Source organism: Flavobacterium sp. SOK18b, assembly GCF_014156605.1.
GTDB lineage: Bacteria > Bacteroidota > Bacteroidia > Flavobacteriales > Flavobacteriaceae > Flavobacterium > Flavobacterium tiangeerense.
In genome coordinates this window covers 1-21,802 of record NZ_QKNZ01000046.1, presented here as the reverse complement: position 1 = coordinate 21,802, position 21,802 = coordinate 1, and the positions used below count along the sequence as shown (strand labels likewise).

Below are 21,802 nucleotides of genomic sequence, written 5' to 3'. Positions count from 1 at the left end.
GGATTGATATATTACCTCATGTAAGTTTAATTTTGTAGAAGGAAGTTAGTCTCTCGAAAATACATGTTAATTAAAATAGAATTATAGGCAGTAAAAACTACCTGTTTAAAACAAATAAATAATATAATCGTACATTTCTGTATGATATTAGCGCACATAAATGAAAATAATTGACAATTTAAACCCAAAACAAAAAGCTTCAGTACTTTCAGAAGCTAAGAGAGTATTAGTTCTAGCTGGTGCAGGCTCTGGTAAAACAAAAACAGTTATTTCTAAACTTCTTTATTTAGTTACTGAAAAAGAAGTAAAATCTTCTTCCATTCTAGCAATTACATTTACAAAAAATGCTGCTAATGAAATGATTGATAGATTGATTATTGCAAGTGATGAAACAAATACTTACGAATCCTACATTCAAAATAAATACACAACTATTCAACAAAAAGAGGCTGAAAGAAGAAAAAGAGTTCTTGAACAACCGTGGATTTCGAATTTAACAATTAGAACATTTCACTCCTTATGTTATAAAATTCTCCGTGATAATGGCAATCCAGTTTTTGATAATAAATTCAAACTAATTACGGATAATACTACTGATGAAGTCGATTTGAAAGCAAAGGATATTCTTGCTAATGAAAAGCCGAAAGATATTATTAGTAAAATATTAGTTCTAGCGTGTCGAGATCGTGATTATATCTTGAAATTAAAACGTTATATACTAGATTATTATGTTGAAAAGTTTTCTATTGATAAAGAAATAAAAGTTTACACCAATGAAGGGCAAAAAACTTATACTACCTTAAAAGGTGAAATTGTAAAGTCAAAATCGGAGCGCGATATTGCTGATTGGTTGTATAGACATAATATAAAATATGTTTACGAAAAAGTAAGCAACTTCAAAGACTTTAATTTTAAACCAGATTTTTTTATTCCTCAAGCTAATCTTTATCTAGAGCACGTTACCGACAAGAGCTATAAAATGGAGGATAAAGAAAGGCAATTTATTGAAGGTGGTAAAAATTGTGCTATTACTTATGAGGCTATAATGAATAATTCAATTCTTTTCAATTTAACCATGGAGAGGATTATTAAAGGTAAAATTACTGAAAACATAACAGAATATGTTTCTATAAGTTATGAAGAAGAGTTTCATCGTTACCATCATAAAATAGATGAGTTTTTAAAAACTGTCATGCGTTTACAATCTATGATGAAAGGCGAAGGTATTGAGCCTTCACATTTGCTAGAAAAATCAGGTGAAAGTGATCATGAAAGAATTAGAGTTTTTTACGAACTAGCTATTCCAATTATTGAAGAATATAAAAAATATTGCACCAATAAATCTTACGTAGATTTTGATGATTTGATAATTTTAGCCGTTAAATTATTAAAAGAAAATCAAGATGTTAGAGAACTTTATAGAAGTAAATATAAGTATTTAATGGTTGATGAATTTCAAGACGTGAATGGTTTGCAAGTAAAATTTTTAGACTTGTTATTAAAACCTGACAATCAATTATTTTGTGTTGGAGATGATTGGCAAAGTATTTATGGTTTTAGAGGTTCAAATGTGGATTACATTGTCAATTTTGAAATGCATTATAAAGATTGTGAGATACATAAATTAGATGTGAATTATAGAAGTACGCAAACAATTGTTGGTGCAAGCAATGAAGTTATAAAAAATAATAAAAACCAAATCAGCAAAGATGTTAGAGCATTTAATGAAATGCCGAGTAAAATTCAAATATATAGAGCCAAAAGTACAGAAGATGATGGCGTAGAATTTTTAGTTGATAAAGTAAGACAATTGTATCAAGGTGGTCTGGGTAAAGATGATATTCTTGTTTTGTATCGAAGATCAAAAATGTTTAGCCCATATTTGGCTGCACTGAAAGAAAATAGACTTTTTGTTTCATCTAAAACCATTCACGCATCAAAAGGGCTTGAAGCTAAAGCAGTTTTTATAATTGGTTTAACTGAAGGAAACGGAGGATTCCCAGATATTTGGTTAGATGATGCTATTTTTAGAGTTGTTAAGGATATAAAATATGATGTTTTACTTGAAGAAGAAAGACGATTGTTTTATGTTGCAATAACAAGAGCCAAAGACGAATTATTTCTGATTACAGAATTAGGAAACGAGTCGTCATTTGTCGATGAAATTCCTCAACATTTCTATAATGTTAATAAGCCAATAATTAAAAACATAGATTCACAAATTATTAATTGTAGCGATTGTAGAGCAACTATTAATATGTCAGACAAGTTTTGTCGAAATTGTGGAAAAAAACTTTAACGGAATAAATTATTAATAATCTAAGCTTGATGAACCTTCCAACTTCAAATAATTTACCAATCAATAAATTGGTTTCTGTTTTCAGAAGCACTTCTGCTACTTATAAATTTTATTGGTTGCTTGCCATTATTGAATTGGTTGAAGAAGGTCATTTGAAACTTGAAAAAAGAAAAATTTTTGCAAGAATGATAAGCAATTCTTGGTATACGATAAATTACTTTCATGTGTCGTACGGAAAACAAGATAATATTCAAATGGCTGTAGAAAGGATCTTAAATGCGGAAGTATTACTTACTATTGATGAGAAAAAACAAAGCCTAAATCAACGTTTAGAAACATCTGAAAATAAAGTTACCATTAAAGAATTAATGCATTTTGATAAAAACGTACCTCATTGGTTTTTGACGCCTTGGTTTCCTAAATTAGCAGGAGAGACAGATAATGCTCATTGCAAGCGAATTTATGCGGATTCGCAATCTTTTTTGAATGATAGTTTATACGCTTTACACAAGAACTTTATCAGCATTAATCCGATTTGGATTGATTATTTGCGAAGCAACGCAAAAATCATTAAAGATTTCTGTTATTGGAATTTGACTTTGTTTCTTCAAGTCAGAAATCCAAATGTACCTGACATTCCTAATAAATTAATTAAACCTGCAATTAGAAATAGTTTAGCTAAACAAACCAATCAATATTGGAAACCTGTTTTCAAAGAGATAGGACACATAGATTGTATTTTTACAGATACTAAATTATATTTCGATGAAAAGAATTATGCTTTGGATCATTTTGTTCCTCATGCTTTTGTTTCACATGATTTAATTTGGAATTTGTTGCCAATTGAAAAAAAATTCAATTCTTCAAAAAGTGATAAACTTCCGTTGTTTGATAAGCATTTCCACAAATTTTATGAATTACAAAAGTTAGCTTTTGAAATCAATAAACAGTATAGTTCAAGTAGTAAATATATGGATGAGTTTCTGACGATTTTTCCCAGTATTGATGCTTTTGAAAAAGATAAATTTTCAAATACCATTCAACCATTGATTACCATTGCTAGTAATAACGGATTTTTATTTATGAATGAGTAGCCAAAACCCAAATAGTCACTTAACAGCAATTGAAAGAACATCACTTTCTTATCCTGCAAGGATTTTACTAAATCAAAAAAAGATTAAGGGTAAAGTTTTAGATTTTGGCTGTGGTATTGGTAAAGATGTAGAATTATTGAAAAATGAAGGTTTTGATATTATTGGATACGATCCCTTTTATTTTCCAACATTTCCAACCGAAAAATATGATACAATCTTGTGCTTTTATGTTCTAAATGTTTTACTTCCTGAAGAACAAGCTGAGGTTTTAATGAATGTATCGAGTCTCTTAAAGCCAAACGGAAAAGCCTTTTTTGCTGTTCGTAGAGATATTCAATACGAAGGTTTTAGAATTCACAAAATCCATAAGAAAGAAACTTATCAATGTTTAATCAGATTAGGTTATTTGTCTATTTATAAGAACGAAAACTGCGAAATATATGAGTACCAACATTATACTGTTTTAAACAAAGGAAACGTAGATTTAAGCCCTTTTTTAATTGGAGAAGAAACACGAGAGTTAATTGTTGAAACAGCAACAGTCTTTTCATTTTATGATAAGTTTCCAGTTTCAGAAGGCCATGCTTTAATTGTCCCAAAAAGATTAGTTTCAAATTATTTTGATTTGACTTTAAAAGAACAAACCGCCTGTTGGATTGTCGTGAATAAATTAAAAAACATACTTCAAGAAAAATTTCGACCAGATGGGTTTAATATTGGTATAAATATCAATGAGGATGCTGGACAAACAATATCGCATTGTCATATACACATTATTCCACGATATAAAAATGATGTTATAAAAAACCGAGAGGTGGAATTCGTGGAGTGATTCCAAGTAACAAAGAGTATTAATTTAAATTTATTATGTTAGCCGTCAGTTAACCAAAAAAGGACGAAAAATAAAAAAAGCTTTAACAATTTTATACAAGCCAAAAATGGATTACTGGAAAAAACAAGGTATTGATAACTTTATCATTGAACTTGAAAAATACTATTTAGATTGTTCCGCAGAATATTTTGCAGGGCAAGGCATAGTTGATAAGTTAAATAAAGAAGAAACTAAGTACTTAAATGATAGTTTAGACTTGTCTAAAATGATTGGAATTGATTCTAAATATATCTTAAATGAAATTTTAAAAAATAAAGAAAAAGATAAATTTTCATATTTCCTTTTAAGGTCTACAAATATCAATTTAGAAGTAAATTGTATTGACGAAGCAGGAAAAACTGTTTTTATTTTGTTAGCCGAAAATTATTTTTTTGAAAAAAGTAGTTTTTTAATCTATTCCATAAACCAATTGTTTGAACGTAACTATTCTGTAAAAAAGGAAGACGAAATATTTGTGGCAGAACTCTATAAAAAAATTCAATCTCAAAGTCAATTAGAAAGCTGGTCAATTTTAAGATTTGCAGTAAAATTGAATAACAAAGAAAAATTTGCTTTGGCTTGTCAAAAGCATCGTGAACTTTTCGTTATACTTTCTTTAAAAATGAATAAGCCAATAAGCTTTAACTTTCCTAATTTACTTGGTGTTATAAATAATGCCATTCAATTTTATAGAGAAAGTGGTGAAGTCATTTTAAAAGCAATGAGATATTACGAAAGAACGCGACAAATAATGGAATTAGATTCCAGAAAAGGCACTTTTAAAAAGAAACTAGCTGAATTTGAAACTAATAAGCCAATACAAAATAAAGAATTTGAAGAAATAGTAATAAATTTATTTCCAGAACTGAAATAACCGAACGACTAACAGCCAGTACAAAGGATTTAGGAATTTGGCTTAATGAAAAGATGGTTTTGTATTTGGAATATTTGGCATAACCAAAAGATTACGCATTTTTAATCCCAAACTCGTTGTAGTGCAAGAACTGTCTAGATGAGATTATTTTCACACTGATAGATTCCTTTGTTTGCTGAGCTTAAAACGAAAGACTATCATTGCTGATAGTCCTTTTAAGAGCTCCTCCTCTCGGCGGACTCGAACCAATTCTCAAAACTATTATAAAACAAAAAAGCCACTCAATTTCTTGAATGGCTTTCTAAAAGCTCCCCCTCTTGGGCTCGAACCAAGGACCCTCTGATTAACAGTCAGATGCTCTAACCAACTGAGCTAAGGAGGAAACTGTATATTTTTATTTTTTTAAAGAACGTCTTATTTATTTGCTTTTGAATAACTCTGTTTGTTTGTCTAAGCGGTTGCAAAGATAGGCTATCATTTGGTTTCTGCAAATAAAATTGAAACTTTTTTTCATTTTTTTTACTTCCCTACAATTGCTTTGTAAACGTCATTTCCGTTTGCAAATAGTAATAGTGTTATAAGTAAAACAAAACCAACTAATTGTGCGTTCTCTAGGAATTTATCGCTAGGTTTTTTACCCGAAATAATTTCGTATAATAAAAACATCACATGACCACCATCTAGTGCTGGAATAGGCAAAAGGTTCATTACACCAAGCATTATAGACAATAAAGCAGTAATAGTCCAGAACATTTCCCAACTCCAAGTTTTTGGGAAAATATCAAATATAGCTTTGAAACCACCAACTTGCTTGTAAGCTTTAGTTTCTGGATTAAAAATCATTTTTAATTGTTTTCCGTATCCTACTAATTGATCTTTTCCTCTAGTTATACCTACAGGAATTGATTCTAATAGCCCAAATTCTTGTTTGCTTACTTTGTAGTACCCAAGTTTTTCTAAATAATCCATTCCCAATCTTCCAATACCTATTCCTAGTTTTCCTTCAGAATTGATTTGAATAGGTAATTTAATTTCTTTTTCGTCTCTTAGGATTAAAGCCGTTACGGTTTTGTTTTTATTATTTTCAAAAACTGTTTTGGCTTGATCATAGTACTTGGTAGTTTGCCCATTTACAGAAAGAATAATGTCTTTTGGCATCAAAGTAGTATTTTTAGAACCTTCAGAAATAGCTCCTACCACAAATGGCATTCTGATATCAAGTAAACTTTTTTTCTCAACTTTTGATAATTGGTCAACAAAATCATTTGGCATATTGATAGTTTGTTCTGTTGCGCCTCTTTTTATGATGACTTCTTTTGCCATGATTACTTTCATGGTAAGATCATTGTCAAATTTTACAATTTTTTCACCATCAACAGATACAATGTGGTCTCCAGTTTTAAAACCTACTTTTTGCATGGTTTTATTTTCTACAAGTAAACCGTCTTTCAAGTCTTCATTAGCAATATAAGTATCACCGTACGCAAATGCCATACCTATATATATTATGAAAGCCAAAATGAAATTTACAGTAACACCACCTAACATAATGATTAATCGTTGCCAAGCTGGTTTAGATCGAAATTCCCATGGTTGCGGCGGCAAAGCCATCTGTTCTTTGTCCATGCTCTCATCAATCATTCCGGAAATTTTCACATAGCCACCAAGCGGCAACCAACCGATACCGTATTCAGTTTCGCCAATTTTCTTTTTGATAAGGGAATATTTTACGTCAAAAAATAAGTAGAATTTTTCGACTCTAGTTTTAAATAATTTTGCAGGTATAAAATGTCCTAACTCGTGAAGTACAATAAGTAAGGATAAGCTCAATAAGAATTGAGAAAGCTTGATAAATAAATCCATTTTTTAATTTTGATTCTTAATATGATGCACAAAAATAGGGTTTTCTGTTTGTATATTTTACAATAATTGTTCCAGAGCAATTTAAAAGTTTGTTAATTATGTTAATTTGAAATAGAACTTTGAATGCTGAATCTTAACTTTACTTTCTTAAATCCCGTTATTTAGGATTTATATCACTTTAAAACACGTATAATGTCGTCAAAATTATTTTCTCCTATTACCATAAAAAGCATCACGCTAAAAAATAGAATTGCAATTTCTCCCATGTGTCAATATTCAGCCCAAGACGGTTTTGCTAATGATTGGCATCTGGTACATTTGGGTAGTCGCGCTATAGGAGGCGCAGGATTGATTATTCAAGAAGCCACATCGGTTTCACCCGAAGGTAGAATCTCACCAGAGGATTTAGGACTTTGGAATGACGAGCAAATTGTGAAGATGAATGAAATCAATACTTTTATTGTAAGTCAAAATTCAGTTCCCGGAATACAATTGGCGCATGCCGGACGTAAAGCCAGCTCTGCGTCACCCTGGAACGGTGGGCGTAAACTTGATGATTCACAAGGAGGTTGGGATACTGTAGCACCAAGCCCAGTTGCCTACCATCATACTGAGAACTCTCCTCTTGAACTTCATGAAGCAGGAATACAAAAAGTAATTTCAGATTTTAAATCTGCTACAAAAAGAGCTGTTCAAGCAGGTTTTCAGGTGATGGAAATACATGCTGCTCATGGGTATTTATTGCATCAATTTTTATCACCGCTATCTAATTTTAGAACGGATAATTACGGTGGAAGTTTTGAAAACCGTATCCGATTGACGCTTGAAGTTGTTGAGGCCGTACAATCAGAATGGCCAGATTATTTACCTTTTTTTGTAAGGATATCAGCAACTGACTGGGCTGAGGGTGGATGGAACTTAGAAGAATCGGTTCAACTTTCTAAAATTTTAAAAGGAAAAGGAGTTGATTTAATTGATGTTTCAACCGGAGGTTTGGTGTCGCACCAGCAAATTCCGTTAGGACCTAACTATCAAGTTCCTTTTGCCGAAAGCATAAAAAATGAAACTGGAATTCAAACAGGAGCGGTAGGTTTAATTACGGAAGCTGCTCAAGCCGAGGAAATCATTGCCTCTGGAAAAGCTGATTTGGTATTTATAGCACGAGAATCTTTGAGAGATCCTAATTTAGGTTTGACATTTGCCCAAGAGTTAGATGCCGATATGGAATGGCCAAAACAATACGCTAGAGCGAAACAGTAAGGTTTTGAAACATATAAGTCATATAAGTTTTCTTTTTTTTAAACCATTAAGGTATTAAGAAAATTAAGTTTTTGATGGTTCGCTTTTGTTCTATTTATTTGAAGATCTTATATGACTTATATGTTTCAATATTTTTTAAACCATTAAGGAATTAAAAAAAGTTAAGGGTTTGCCTAATAATTTTAAAATCTTATATGACTTACATGTTTAAAATGAACACGTCACAAATTTGAAAATTATTTTATGCAAAAAATAAAAACAGCTCTATTGTCTTACGGAATGTCAGGCAAAGTTTTTCATGCTCCTTTTTTAAATTTCCATCCAGGATTTGAGCTCATTGGTTCTTGGGAACGCAGTAAAAAATTACTACACCAAGATTTCCCTGCTTTAAAAAGCTATGCCTCACTCGATGAGGTTTTACAAGATGATATAGATTTAGTTGTTGTGAATACGCCTGTGGCCACGCATTATGAATATGCAAAACAAGTGCTAGAGGCAGGAAAACATGCTATTGTAGAGAAAGCTTTTACGACAACAGTTGCTCAAGCAAAGGAGCTTGCGGCTATTGCCAAAGATAAAAATGTTAAATTGTCTGTTTTTCAAAATAGGCGTTGGGACAGTGATTTTAAAACCGTTCAACAAATTATTTCAGATAAAGTATTGGGTAAAATAGTGGAGGCTGAGATTCATTTTGATCGGTACAATCCGCTTTTGAGTCCAAAGTTACACAAAGAAACAGTTTCTGATGGATCAGGAATTCTCAAGGATTTAGGGCCTCATATTATTGATCAAGCATTGTGTTTGTTTGGTTTGCCAAATTCGGTTTTTGCTGATATCCGCATTACGAGAGAACATTCCTTGGTAGATGATTATATTGATGTGTTGCTGTATTATGCTAATTTTAGAGTGCGTCTAAAAGCGGGATTTTTTGTTCGGGAAGCCAATCCTACTTATGTTATTCATGGCGAAAAAGGGTCTTTTTTAAAACCGCGCGGTGATGTACAGGAAGACGAACTAAAATTAGGATACAAACCTAATTTAGAAACTTGGGGAACGGAGCCAATTGAAAAACAAGGTTTGTTGCATACCGAAATTAATGGAGAAATTATTCGGGAAATCGTACCTACGCTTCAAGGTAATTACTATGATTTTTTTGACGGTATATACCATTCAATTGTAAATAATAGTCCAGAACCAGTCACCGCACAAGAGGGCGTACACGTCATGCAAATTATTGAAGCGGCACTACAAAGCAATGCTAAGAAAAGAGTAATTGATTTGAAATAAATCTTAAAAAAAAATTAGCCACAGATTCACAGATTATTAATTTAATGAAATCTATGAATCTGTGGCATTTTTTAGAAACCCATTTTCATCGACTAAAACGTTCATTGTATTTTCAATAAGCTTTGTTGATGTACTTGAATTTATAAACAATAACGTTGTAATTTTTTTCAAATAGGTTGTTTCAATACAGCCAATCATTGCTTTTTGTAATTTTGGCCCTAAAATTAAAAACAATCATTTTGATAGACTTACAATTTCTTGGAAAAACAAGAACTAAAGCCAAGCTAAAAAAGAGTTATACACAAGCAAAAGTTTGTTATTTAAATCGCATACGCTGGGCAGTATCTGTATTTTACTTCGGGATGGGGTTGTGCTTTGCTACCTGGGCAAGTAGAATTCCAGATATCAAAACGTCGTTGCATCTCAGCGAAGGAGCATTAGGAACCATTTTGTTTGCTTTGCCATTGGGGCAACTTATTGTGATGCCTTTCTCTGGTAAACTAGTCACCCGTTTTGGGAGTCATAAAGTTTTAATAGTTGCATTATCCATGTATGTAGTGAGCATGACAAATTTAGGTTTGGCTACAGCCGCATGGCAATTGTCATTAGGATTATTTGTTTTTGGAATTTTTGGAAACCTGTCTAATATTGCGGTCAACACACAAGGCGTCTATACAGAGGAATTATTCAAGAGAACCATCATGGCTTCCTTTCATGGCATGTGGAGTTTTGCAGGTTTTACAGGAGCATTAGTAGGTCTAGCCATGTTGTCCTTGCAACTCACGCCCTATATTCATTTTATAATTGTAGCTGCACTAGTGCTTTTAATGATGCTATTTAACTTTAAACATTTGATAAAAGCCAAAGAAAAGATACAAACTGAACAGAAAAAATTATTTTCAAAACCAGATAGTTCCTTGCTATGGCTAGGAGTTATTGGCTTTTGTTGCATGGCCAGTGAAGGTGTGATGTTTGACTGGAGTGGAGTTTATTTCAAAGATGTAATTAAAGCTCCAGGACCGCTTGTTATCTTGGGTTATACTTCATTTATGATCATGATGGCTAGCGGACGCTTTATAGGAGATGCCATTATTTTAAAATTCGGACGCAAGGTAGTATTACAAGTAAGTGGAATTCTTATTTCATCGGGGCTTTTTACAGCTGTATTTTTTCCATATGTGATACCAGCAACTATAGCGTTTATGTTTGTAGGATTAGGTGTTTCAACTATAATCCCAACTGTTTATAGTGTGGCTGGAAAAACGCCTAATGTTGCGCCCAGTGTAGCCTTAACAACCGTTTCTAGCGTAAGTTTCCTTGGTTTTTTAATGGGACCACCCATAATAGGATATATAGCTGAGTTGTCAAGTTTACGTTTTTCATTTGCATTTATAGGTGTTTTTGGACTCTTGATTGCCGTAATGGTTTCAAGAATTAAAGCAATCAAATAAGGTTTTAGGAGCAGTCTAATTTTTTTTCTTAAGCAGTAGTATTCCTGCTGTACGCAGTATCTTTCCTGTCCTAAAAAAAGGACAGGAAAGGATACTTACTCCCATCAGGGCTATACAGAAGAATTTATTTTCATCAGAAAAAATATTAATTTTTTTTTGATGAAAACCAATATGTTAATATTTTTTTAGTACTTTTAATATTATAATTCTTTCAATCAATATAATAAGTACGTCGCCCAGTTGCTAATACCACACAAACTGTAGCGTTTTTTTAAAGTTTATACCACGTTTCCAAAATTCACATTTAATTTTTTTGTTGTTGTCCTACAGAAGGATAACAACTAGTAATGATTTTAATTCAGCTGTTGCTCGTGCAATGGCTGAATTATTATTACTGTTTATTTAATCTTAAATTATTTGATGTTGAATTTATGAGGAAACTGTATTACCTATTGTTTTTTATCTTTTTTTGGAGTGGCATTCAAGCACAAGAAAGCACTGGTTTTTTTGGAAAAATAATCGATTCAAAAACTCAAAATCCCATTCCGTTTGTTGTAGTCAGTGTTCAAAACACATCCTTGATGCAAGTCACAGACAAGGAAGGCAAGTTTGTTTTTGAGGGTGTTTCGTCTGGTGCTATTTTGGTTTTAGTTCACAGTCAAGGCTATAAAGATGCCTTATATCCGCTGGAGATAACAGCCGGAAAAATGGTAGACTTAGGAAATATAAGTCTTCAAGACGATCAATCTTTGGACTTGCAAAGTAGCATTATCACATTAATGGATAGTGATTTTAATGATGAGAACAGTTCCTCAGAAAGTACCTCTGGATTATTGCAATCTTCTCGGGACGCTTTTCTACAAGCTGCCGCTTTCAACTGGGGACAAGCTCGTTTTAGAGTACGAGGTTTGGATAGTGAACACTCCACGATGATGATCAATGGGGTTACCATGAATAAGGTATATGATGGTAGACCACAATGGGGTGAATGGGGCGGATTAAATGATGCTCTTCGCAATCAAGAATTTACCTTAGGAACCGCACCTTCTGATTATACTTTTGGAGGCATCCTTGGAACACAAGAAATAAATACTCGAGCCTCTATTTATAGACCCGGAACCAGAATTACATTTTCTGGAACTAATACTAATTACAATTGGCGCTCTATGGCTACGCATGCGTCTGGTATGAGTAAAAAGGGTTGGGCCTATGTGGTTTCAGCTGGAAAACGCTGGGCTCAGGAAGGTTATTTTGAAGGAACAAATTACGATTCGAATTCGTTTTTTGTAAGCCTCGAAAAAAAGTTAGGAAGTCAGCATGCCCTTAACCTTACTACTTTTTACACACCAAATTTTAGAGCTAAAAATTCGCCAAATACTGCCGAAGTTACGCAATTAACAAACCCAAGGTATAACTCCTATTGGGGTTTTCAGGACGGGAAAAAACGCAATGCTCGCGAAAAAACAATAGAGGAGCCTATTTTCATGCTCAATCATTATTTTAAAGTCAATGATAAAACAAATTGGAATACTAGTGTTTTTTATCAAATAGGTACTACTGCAAATAGTACCATTGATTATCAAAATGCCAATAGTCCAGATCCTACATATTATAGAAAAATGCCCAGTTATTATTCCTCACTATATGCACCAGATCAAGGAGAGTTTTCGGGAGCATTTACTCCTGATCTTGAAAATGCTGACAAAAGTAAAGCTGCTTTTTTAGCTAATCCACAACTAGACTGGCGGTCATTATACCTAGCCAATCAAACGCCAATATTAGATGGAAATGGCAACATCACAGGTTATGAACCTGCTAGAAGTAAGTATGTTTTGTATGAAGATCAAGTACAAGCCGAAACGGGAGCAGTGACTACAAATGTAAGTTCATCATTATCTGAAAATATTTTCATGAATGCAGGGGCTTCTTTTAAGAAAATGAAATCAAATAATTCTCAAGTTTTAGTTGACTTACTAGGAGGTTCTTATTTTGATGATATTGATGCGTTTTATGATGGCAATCAATCACAATCTGATTTAAACAATCCCAACAGGCAAATAGGAGTAGGGGACAAATACGGTTATAATTTTAATTTTTTTGCCAATGTTTTAGAGGCCTTTACGCAGTTTAAATTCTCATATAATAAAATAGATTTTTATTTGGCGCAGCAGTTTTCGTCTACAAGTTATCAACGCGAAGGTTTGTACAAAAACGGCATTTACGAAACTAATTCTTTTGGAAAAAGTGATAACGTATCCTTTGAAAACTTTGGCTTTAAAGGGGGTTTAAGTTTCAAAATTTCGGGCAAACAAGTGATAGTATTAAATGCGGCTCATGCTACAAAGGCACCTACTTTACGAAATACTTTTGCCAATGCCAGACTCAATAACACTATTGTGAATGATATAGAAAGCGAAACCAATAGTAGCATTGATGCTAGTTACGTGTACCGTTCCCCAAAACTGAAAGCAAGAGTAACCGCATATTTTTCTAAATTGAGTAATGCTACTCAAATTTCGTTTTTTTATGCCGAAGGAATTTTTGATGACGGCGCAGGTTTTTTAAACACAGATGCCTTTGTAAGTCAAACTCTGACTCAATTAAACAAGAAAAATATAGGTGCAGAGTTGAGTTTAGAGTACCAATTGACTCAAACCATAAAAACCACATTTGCTGCTGCAGTGGGTCAGTATACCTTTGACAATGATCCAAAAGTTACCCTTACAAATGATGCGGTCGCTACTCCCGAAAATAATGCTCCTATTTTTGATTTTGGAAAAGCATCACTCAAAAATTACAAACAAGCAGGAATGCCCCAACGAGCCTATTCATTAGGAATGGAGTATAGAGACCCCAAGTATTGGTGGATAAGTGCTAATGTAAATTATTTAACAAACACTTATATTGATGTTTCTCCCATTTTGAGAACTGGAATTTTCTATAAAAATCCAGCAAGTGGTTTTAATTTTCCTGAAGCTACAGAGGAGCGTGCTGCGCAATTGCTTCAACAAGAAAAGTTTGATCCTGTAACCTTACTCAATATTATAGGAGGGAAATCATGGATTATTTATGGAAAAAATGTAGGTGTTTTTGCAAGCATCAATAACGTGCTAAATACAACCTACAAAACAGGAGGTTATGAGCAGGCACGCAATGCCAATTTCAGACAGGTTAATCAAGACATTAGTAGTGGGACACCCTCTTTTGGACCCAAATATTTCTATGGCTATGGTCGAACTTATTTTGTGAATCTTTATATCAATTTATAATTCAAATCATATGAAATTAAAACTGTACTTTTTTGTAGTGCTATCTCTAGCGTTATTTAATAGTTGTGTGCCTGATGAAGTACCTGCACCAAAACTTACATGTAACCAGCCCAATTTTGTAACAAATAAATCAGTAAGTGACATTCATGCTACTGCAAATGCTATTGTGACGCAGTACAAGTATGACGATGTTATTGAGGCTTATGTAGTATCTAGTGACGAATCGGGGAATTTTTTTAAATCAATATCTTTTCAAACCTTGGCAACAGCCACAACCCCTGCACTTGGGTTTAGTGTTCCTGTTGATGCTACTAATTTATACATAGATTATAGATTGGGAAATAAAGTGTTTATAAAACTAAAAGATCAATACACAGATATAGATTTTGGCGGGGTACGTATTGGTAGCATTTTTGTTAACTCATACAATCAAGGCGGTGTGGGACGATTGTCTCAAAATGATTATAAGAAAGTATTGAACGCTTCTTGTGTGACCGTTAAGGAGGAAGCCCTTGTGCGAACTGGAACAATGGAGGCTTTACTAAAAGATGCCAATTTGAATACTTTGATTGAGTTTAAAGAGGTTCAATTTACCGAAATAGCTGTAGGACGACACTATTTTGAGGAAGCAAATAATGTAGGAGGTGCCACAAATTGGGGTTTAAATGACAAAATGGGAAATCAAGTGTATGTAAGAACCAGTAGCTTTTCTAATTTTGCTTCAAAAATAGTCCCAGATAAAAGCGGAAAAGTACGAGGTGTACTCACTAAATATGGAAATGATTTTCAGTTGCTACCTCGCTCAGAGCAAGATATTGTAATGACAACACCAAGAGCAACGCCTTTTTTCTCTCAGAATTTTGATCAAGTGGCAGACAACTCTAATTTGAGTTTGCCAGGTTGGGGCAATTTTGTACAAGCCGGTTCTTTATTCTGGAAAGGTGCTGTTTATGCAGGAAATGGGTTTGCTGAGTTTAGCATATCAGGGACCAAAGTTATCTCTAACATTGCTTGGCTAATTACTCCAAAAATTGATATGGATCAGCATACAAAAGAGGTTTTAACTTTTAGAACAGCGCAACATCACTTAGACATTGATTCTCCATTAAATGCATTAGAGGTTTATGTTTCTTCTGATTTTGATGGGCTGAATGTTACTACGGCCACTTGGAAACCATTGACGGTGAACCTGCCCAAACAAGCAACGCCATGGTATCAGTTTATAGGCAGCGGCGCCATTGATTTATCAGGGTATACTGGGAAAATCAATATTGCTTTCAAATACATAGGGTCTGGACGAAACTTAGCTCTTGATGGTTCGTTTCAAGTAGATGACGTACAAGTTTTTGGGGAAAAATGATTTCTTTTATTATCATTCTTGAATTGCTATATTTGCAGCAATAATCAAATATAAAACCTATGAAATCTATAGTACTTGCCCTCATATCTATCTTATTTGTATCTTGTTTCGGGGACAATGAAGCACAAAAACAAGTAGACTACACTGCACAAAACGAAAAAGAAATAGTAGATTATATTGCCAAAAATAAATTGAATGCCATAAAAACAGGTACCGGATTGTACTATGTGATTAATGAACCTGGAACTGGAGATCAGCCAAAAGCAACCTCAAACGTAACGGTAGCCTACAAAGGATATTTTACCAATGGATCTGTTTTTGATGAAAGCAAACCAGAAGGAATTTCTTTTGGTTTAAATCAAGTGATCAAAGGATGGACTGAAGGAATTCCTTTTTTCAAAAAAGGTGGTAGCGGTGTTTTATTAATTCCGGCGCACTTAGGCTACGGAAGTAATGCAACCGGTCCTATTCCTGGAGGTTCGGTGCTGATTTTTGATGTAAAATTGATATCGGTAAATTAAGTTCCTTTTTACACGAATAAAAAAGAGAAATCTGCTCCGGTAGATTTCTCTTTTTTGATAATAACTTTTTGATACTATATTCTTGAAAAACTTCTGGTAAATCAGAATTAAAAGAAAAACGGTACATAGGTTTTTGTATTTTAGCAACCCCAAATTGAAACTAAAAACAAATGAAGACCTATCTATTTGCCCTATTTATAATGGCAATGCCATGCCTATTACTCAGTCAAAGTCCCAAGCCTGAGGTAAAATTAAAAGCAATACACTGTGTAAAAACAAATTTCAAAAATTTAAAAGACGGTGAAATCATTCATAAAAACTACACTTTTAAAGATGGAAAGTTACTTAGCATCAAAACATCTGATGTGATTCAAAGTTTCTTTTACAATCCAAAGGAACTATTGGACATGACAGTCAAAGAGCGCGTAGGCAGTAATTGGAAAGAGGTAATTAATTATACGTACAACAACAATGATCAGCTCATAAAGTTTACCAAAAAATATGAAGAAGGCGGCGAACTAGTTACTAAAACCGTTACCATAAGTTATGAAGGATCGCGCGTAAAAGTAACTACTAAAAAAAGCACCAACCACCAAATCGTGCTGGATGACATTGAATATGTAGTTGAAAACGGAATAATAGTAAGACGTTCCACAAGAGACAGAAACCAACAAATTGTTAAAAAAGTAGAGTACCTTTATTTTAAAGAAAACCCCATACGCCACAAAGATTTATTGGGTGATAAACAAATAAAAAACTTCACCTTTGATGATAAAATTTCAGTAAACGCCTTGCTGGTTCAAAATATTTTCGGAACGCATTATAAAGTTATTGTACCCATTATTTCATGGCATGAAGAAGAATTTGAGTTTGAATCTATTGGAAATAACAATGTTTTAAATTTTAGTTCCACCGCAGTAGATGCCGTTGGAAAGGCAAGGAAGTACAAGTACAACGCCGCAAATTTTCCAGTATCGTGTTCTCTTATAGAATCAAACGGAATTGTAAAAACTGAAATTAGTTATAGTTATGAGTAAGGCATCACTAAAACAAATTTATATACAAAAGGCTGTCCTACAAGACAGCCTTTTCATATTTAATGATTACTTAATTACTTTTTAATCTCTATAATACTGATGGCATAACCACCACCAGGAGCAACAAGTACATCTAGTTTTGAAGCGTTAGTAACTTTAACTTTTTTAATTGTATACGCTTGCGGATTGGTTTTATAATGCGCGTCTTTAGCATCAGCATAAACGGTAGCTTCGTACGTTTTTCCTTTATCTAAAAAATCAAATTTTAGTATTGCCGTTCTAGGAGTTTCGCCATTTACGTTACCTACGAACCAGTTGTTTGTCCCTTTGGCTTTACGCGCAACGGTTACGTATTGCCCAGGTTCTGCTTCAAGGTATTTACTATCGGACCAGTCAATAGCTACATCTTTAATAAACTGAAACGCATCTGGAAAACGGTCGTAATTCTCGGGTGTATCAGCAGCCATTTGCAGCGGGCTGTACATAGTCACATACAAGGCTAACTGATTGGCAATTGTACTATTGACATGAGAATTATTGTCTTTATTCAACTTGCTCAAGTCCATTTCAAAAATTCCAGGAGTGTAGTCCATAGGTCCACCTATTAAGCGTGTAAAAGGCAAAACCGTCACATGGTTTGGCTTTGACCCGCCAAAAGATTGGTATTCCGTTCCTCTTGCTGCTTCGTTACCTATTAAGTTAGGGTAGGTTCTCGCAATTCCTGTTGGTCGAACCGCTTCATGAGCATTCACCATAATTTTGTAATCGGCTGCTTTTTCAATGGCGTATTGGTAGTGGTTGATCATGAATTGGTTGTAATGATTGCCACCGTTTTCGATGATATCCCCAACATAGCCACTTTTTACAGCATCGTATCCGTTGTCTTTCATGAATTGGTACGCTTTGTCTAGGTGGCGTTCATAATTACGCACTGATCCTGACGTTTCGTGGTGCATGATCATTTTTACGCCTTTTTCTTTAGCATACGCTTGCAAACCTTTCACATCAAAATCAGGATAAGGCGTCACAAAATCAAAAACATAATCTTTTAAATGACCAAACCAGTCTTCCCAGCCTTCGTTCCATCCTTCAACTAGCACGCCATCAAAACCATGTTTAGCAGCAAAATCAATATACTTTTTTACGTTGGCATTGGTAGCTCCGTGTTTGCCGTTTGGTTTTACTTTTGAGAAATCAGTAACTCCCAATTGTACGGTTGGCAACTCATCGGTGTAAGCCCAAGAACTTTTTCCGGTAATCATTTCCCACCAAACACCCACGTATTTCACAGGCTTAATCCAAGAAGTATCTTTGATTTTGCTTGGCTCGTTGAGGTTCAATGTCATTTTAGAGGCTAGTATTTCTCTCGCATCATCACTCACAATGATGGTACGCCATGGCGAATGTTGCGGAGCTTGCATATAGCCCTTATCTCCTTTTGCATCGGGAGTTAACCACGATTCAAAAACCATATTTTTATCATCCAGATTCAGGTGCATACAAGAATAATTGATCAATGCCGCCTCATGCAGGTTGATGTACAATCCGTCAGCCGTTTTTAGCATTAATGAAGTTTGAACTCCAGTGTTCGAAAATGATTTTTGAGAAACATTTGCAGTTGTAGCTTTCTCTGTCAACCCTCTAATTTCAGATAATTTAGAGGTGGTAAAATCATATTCTTGCGTATCATAATCGCCCGGAATCCAAAAAGCCGTGTGGTCGCCTGTCATGGCAAATTGGGTTCTTTCTTCTTTGATTACAAAGTAAGTCAGGTTTTTTTGCGAAGGAAATTCATAGCGAAAACCCAAACCGTCATTGAACAAACGAAAACGAATAATCATTTTACGTTCCGTTTCTTTTTGTTCTAAAGTAACAGCTAGTTCGTTATAATTATTTGTTATGGTGGCAACTTCGCCCCAAATAGGCTGCCAATTTTCGTTAACACTGCTTGTTTTTTGATCAACAACCGTAAAATCATTTAGTAATGATTTCTTGTCATTTTTCAACTCAAGACCCAATTTACTGGTTTTAATAACTGCTTTATTTTTATAGGCTAAGGTATAGGTTGGCGTTCCATCGGTTTGTAATGCAAATTCCATTAGCATTTTTCCGTTTGGAGATTGCAACTGTTGTGCTTGTACCGAGCCTAAAAACCATAGACAAAGAACTGTTGTAAAAAAGAATTGCTTCATTTTTAAAAATGTATTTCAAGTTAATGTTATGTTTAAAAACTTGTCGCAAGCCATAACGCAGCCGCAATCACAATTTTTAAACCCGTAAAAACAAAAGTAATTCCTTTTTTATTATTTCAAGTACAAATTTGCTTAATCTGAACTGGAGTGAAAGCAAGTAACTAGGAACGCCAATTTCTTTTCAAGGAAAGTTACCATTTGGCTTGACCGCAAAAAAACTATCATTATTCACGGCAAATACATTTTTATAAACCCATAGCTTCATAAGTCGCTTACAAATCCGTAAATTTGTAGCTTATTCAATGACATGTTAGAAAAAGAAGTAATCAATTTCGAAAAAACCGCTTTAGTTGGTATCGTAACTCAAAATCAGAGTGAAGAAAAGTTAAACGAATACCTAGACGAATTAGAGTTTTTAACCTACACCGCTGGTGGAGAGGTAATCAAGCGCTTTTCGCAAAAAATGGAGCGCCCTAATCCCAAAACGTTTGTAGGAACTGGAAAAATAGAAGAAATTCACCTTTTTGTAAAAGAAAATGGGATTTCGACCCTAGTTTTTGACGACGAATTATCGCCGTCACAGCAAAAAAATATATCCAAGATTATCACCGAATGTAAAATTCTAGATCGTACCCACCTTATTCTAGACATTTTTGCACAACGTGCCGAAACCTCTTATGCCCGTACCCAAGTAGAACTGGCGCAATGTATTTATATGTTGCCACGTTTGTCCGGATTATGGACCCACTTAGAGCGACAAAAAGGGGGAATTGGAATGCGCGGACCTGGTGAAACCGAGATTGAAACCGACCGTCGTATTGTGCGTGACCGTATAGCCTTGCTTAAAGACAAAATCAAAACCATCGACAAACAAATGGGCGTGCAACGCAGCAACCGCGGTGCTATGGTACGTGTGGCACTAGTTGGATATACCAATGTTGGTAAATCTACTTTGATGAATGCCGTGGGCAAAAGTGATGTTTTTGTAGAGAACAAACTCTTTGCAACACTAGACACCACCGTAAGGAAAGTAGTCATTAAGAACCTGCCTTTCCTGCTTTCGGATACCGTAGGATTCATCAGAAAATTGCCTACGCAGTTGGTTGATTCCTTTAAAAGTACGCTTGATGAGGTACGCGAGGCCGATTTATTGCTGCACGTAGTCGATATTTCGCATCCAGATTTTGAAGACCATATCGAGTCGGTAAATCAAACCTTACAAGACATCAAGGCGCATGACAAACCGGTGATCATGGTGTTCAACAAAATTGACGCCTACAAACCGTTAGTCATTGACGAAGACGATTTGATGACCGAAAAAACGCCAAGACACTTCACGCTAGAGGAATGGAAAGCCACTTGGATGAGTAGAGTAGGAGAGCAAAACGCTTTGTTTATTTCGGCCACACACAAAGAAAATTTCGAAGAATTTAGAGAACGCGTGTACGAGTCTGTGCGCCAGATACACATAACCCGTTTCCCGTACAACAAGTTTTTGTACCCAGATTACAATGACGCTATCGAGAAAGACGAGGAACAAGAACATGAAACCGAAATAGAATAATCGTTTCACAACCTTATACCAAATCCCTTTTGAATTTCAAGAGGGATTTTTTTTGGGCATGCCCCAGCTTTCACTAGCGTTGCAGCTGCGTCAGGCTGTTCGCTATATCTTTTTATACTTTTTAGGCTAGTAGCCTTCAAAAGGCTACTAGCCTAAAAAGTATAAAAAGGATGCCGCTTCCATCCTTCATGCGGGGCTTGGCGGTAATTATTGACGTTTAGGATTTTTAGACTATTTGTAAGAAAAAATTAATACATTTGAGTGCGTTACGCCACTGAGAAGCCAAGATATACAAGTGGTATTTTAGTTCCCAAAGAAAAAGAAAAGAAATATGAAAAAATTCAAACTCATTTTACTACTACTTTTATTATCAAATTTTAATTCATTTGCATGTTTAAATGGTGAATCAAAGCTATTAAAAAATGGTAATTATCTTTATATGGATCAAAATCATAGATTGCCATTTGGGCATAATTTTTTTGTTTACCATTTTGAAAAAACGAGTTTCGAATTAGATAGTCTTTACACCAAGACCAAAGATATTGCCTATTTATCCGATAAAGGTTTAATTTTAATATTGCAGAAAAAGTACAAAGAAGCTCTTCAATTGTATTTTAGTATTGAAAAAACGAATCCCAATAGATATTCCACAGCATCAAATATTGGAACTATTTATGAATTAATAGGTGAAAATGAAAAAGCTTTGAAATGGATAAATAAATCGATAAAAATAAATCCTAAAGCACACAAAGAATCAGAATGGTTACATTCAAAAATACTTGAAGCTAAAATTACTTTATAAATCAATTTATTTTCAACTAAATGAAAGATTGTCATTTATCAAACCAAAAGAAAAAATA

At 34.1% G+C, this 21,802-nt stretch carries 15 protein-coding genes and 1 tRNA gene; 13 read left to right on the top strand and 3 right to left on the bottom strand.

The genetic code is table 11. The annotated features are described in order from the left end of the window. Window positions 1-160 precede the first annotated feature (160 nt). From DNC80_RS08800 to DNC80_RS08785, 4 genes are all read left to right on the top strand, one after another. Complete coding sequence (locus DNC80_RS08800) at window positions 161-2,299, top strand: ATP-dependent helicase (protein WP_182650899.1); 2,139 nt, start codon at window positions 161-163, stop codon at window positions 2,297-2,299. Between the two features lie 29 nt (window positions 2,300-2,328). Further along, window positions 2,329-3,393, top strand: coding sequence for an HNH endonuclease domain-containing protein (locus DNC80_RS08795; protein WP_182650898.1), 1,065 nt, complete (start codon window positions 2,329-2,331; stop codon window positions 3,391-3,393). Next, window positions 3,386-4,225 carry an HIT family protein gene (locus DNC80_RS08790; RefSeq protein ID WP_220485217.1) on the top strand — a complete coding sequence of 280 codons (840 nt, stop codon included), beginning with the start codon at window positions 3,386-3,388 and terminating at the stop codon, window positions 4,223-4,225. The genes DNC80_RS08795 and DNC80_RS08790 overlap by 8 nt, the downstream gene beginning before the upstream one ends. 106 nt (window positions 4,226-4,331) lie before the next feature. Continuing rightward, window positions 4,332-5,138, top strand: coding sequence for a DUF6035 family protein (locus tag DNC80_RS08785; RefSeq protein ID WP_182650897.1), 807 nt, complete (start codon window positions 4,332-4,334; stop codon window positions 5,136-5,138). Between the two features lie 308 nt (window positions 5,139-5,446). On the opposite strand, the gene DNC80_RS08780 is transcribed toward DNC80_RS08785, so the two are convergent. Then, window positions 5,447-5,520, bottom strand: a tRNA-Asn gene (locus tag DNC80_RS08780). Between the two features lie 137 nt (window positions 5,521-5,657). Continuing rightward, window positions 5,658-7,001, bottom strand: coding sequence for an RIP metalloprotease RseP (gene rseP / locus DNC80_RS08775; RefSeq protein WP_182650896.1), 1,344 nt, complete (start codon window positions 6,999-7,001; stop codon window positions 5,658-5,660). 192 nt (window positions 7,002-7,193) lie between these two features. Here rseP and DNC80_RS08770 point away from each other — a divergent pair, with 192 nt between their 5' ends. The 7 genes from DNC80_RS08770 to DNC80_RS08740 all read left to right on the top strand — a co-directional run bounded on the left by DNC80_RS08770 (window position 7,194) and on the right by DNC80_RS08740 (window position 17,186). Next, window positions 7,194-8,261 carry an NADH:flavin oxidoreductase/NADH oxidase gene (locus tag DNC80_RS08770; protein ID WP_182650895.1) on the top strand — a complete coding sequence of 356 codons (1,068 nt, stop codon included), beginning with the start codon at window positions 7,194-7,196 and terminating at the stop codon, window positions 8,259-8,261. 243 nt (window positions 8,262-8,504) lie between these two features. Next, a complete protein-coding gene (locus DNC80_RS08765; RefSeq protein ID WP_182650894.1) occupies window positions 8,505-9,548 on the top strand; it encodes a Gfo/Idh/MocA family oxidoreductase in 1,044 nt (347 codons plus the stop codon). Between the two features lie 239 nt (window positions 9,549-9,787). Beyond that, window positions 9,788-10,999, top strand: a complete 1,212-nt coding sequence (locus tag DNC80_RS08760) for an MFS transporter (RefSeq protein WP_182650893.1) — start codon at window positions 9,788-9,790, stop codon at window positions 10,997-10,999. A 431-nt stretch (window positions 11,000-11,430) separates the two neighbouring features. Continuing rightward, the gene (locus DNC80_RS08755) at window positions 11,431-14,268 is read left to right on the top strand and encodes a carboxypeptidase regulatory-like domain-containing protein (RefSeq protein WP_182650892.1); all 2,838 of its coding nucleotides are present in this window, start codon (window positions 11,431-11,433) and stop codon (window positions 14,266-14,268) included. 10 nt (window positions 14,269-14,278) lie between these two features. Next, window positions 14,279-15,628 (top strand): DUF5689 domain-containing protein, encoded by a 1,350-nt coding sequence (locus tag DNC80_RS08750; protein ID WP_182650891.1) that lies wholly within the window; start codon window positions 14,279-14,281, stop codon window positions 15,626-15,628. Between the two features lie 59 nt (window positions 15,629-15,687). After that, window positions 15,688-16,149 (top strand): FKBP-type peptidyl-prolyl cis-trans isomerase, encoded by a 462-nt coding sequence (locus tag DNC80_RS08745; protein ID WP_182650890.1) that lies wholly within the window; start codon window positions 15,688-15,690, stop codon window positions 16,147-16,149. A gap of 170 nt (window positions 16,150-16,319) precedes the next feature. After that, entirely contained in the window at window positions 16,320-17,186 is an 867-nt protein-coding gene (locus DNC80_RS08740; RefSeq protein WP_182650889.1) for a hypothetical protein, read from the top strand. A gap of 74 nt (window positions 17,187-17,260) precedes the next feature. Here DNC80_RS08740 and DNC80_RS08735 read toward each other — a convergent pair whose 3' ends face one another. Continuing rightward, the gene (locus DNC80_RS08735; protein ID WP_182650888.1) at window positions 17,261-19,378 is read right to left on the bottom strand and encodes a glycoside hydrolase family 97 protein; all 2,118 of its coding nucleotides are present in this window, start codon (window positions 19,376-19,378) and stop codon (window positions 17,261-17,263) included. Window positions 19,379-19,685: 307 nt separating this feature from the next. On the opposite strand from DNC80_RS08735, the gene hflX reads away from it, so the two are divergent. Together hflX and DNC80_RS08725 are read left to right on the top strand one after the other, a co-directional pair. Then, a complete protein-coding gene (hflX, locus tag DNC80_RS08730; RefSeq protein ID WP_182650887.1) occupies window positions 19,686-20,942 on the top strand; it encodes a GTPase HflX in 1,257 nt (418 codons plus the stop codon). Between the two features lie 331 nt (window positions 20,943-21,273). Then, a complete protein-coding gene (locus DNC80_RS08725) occupies window positions 21,274-21,744 on the top strand; it encodes a tetratricopeptide repeat protein (protein ID WP_182650884.1) in 471 nt (156 codons plus the stop codon). Window positions 21,745-21,802 lie beyond the last annotated feature (58 nt).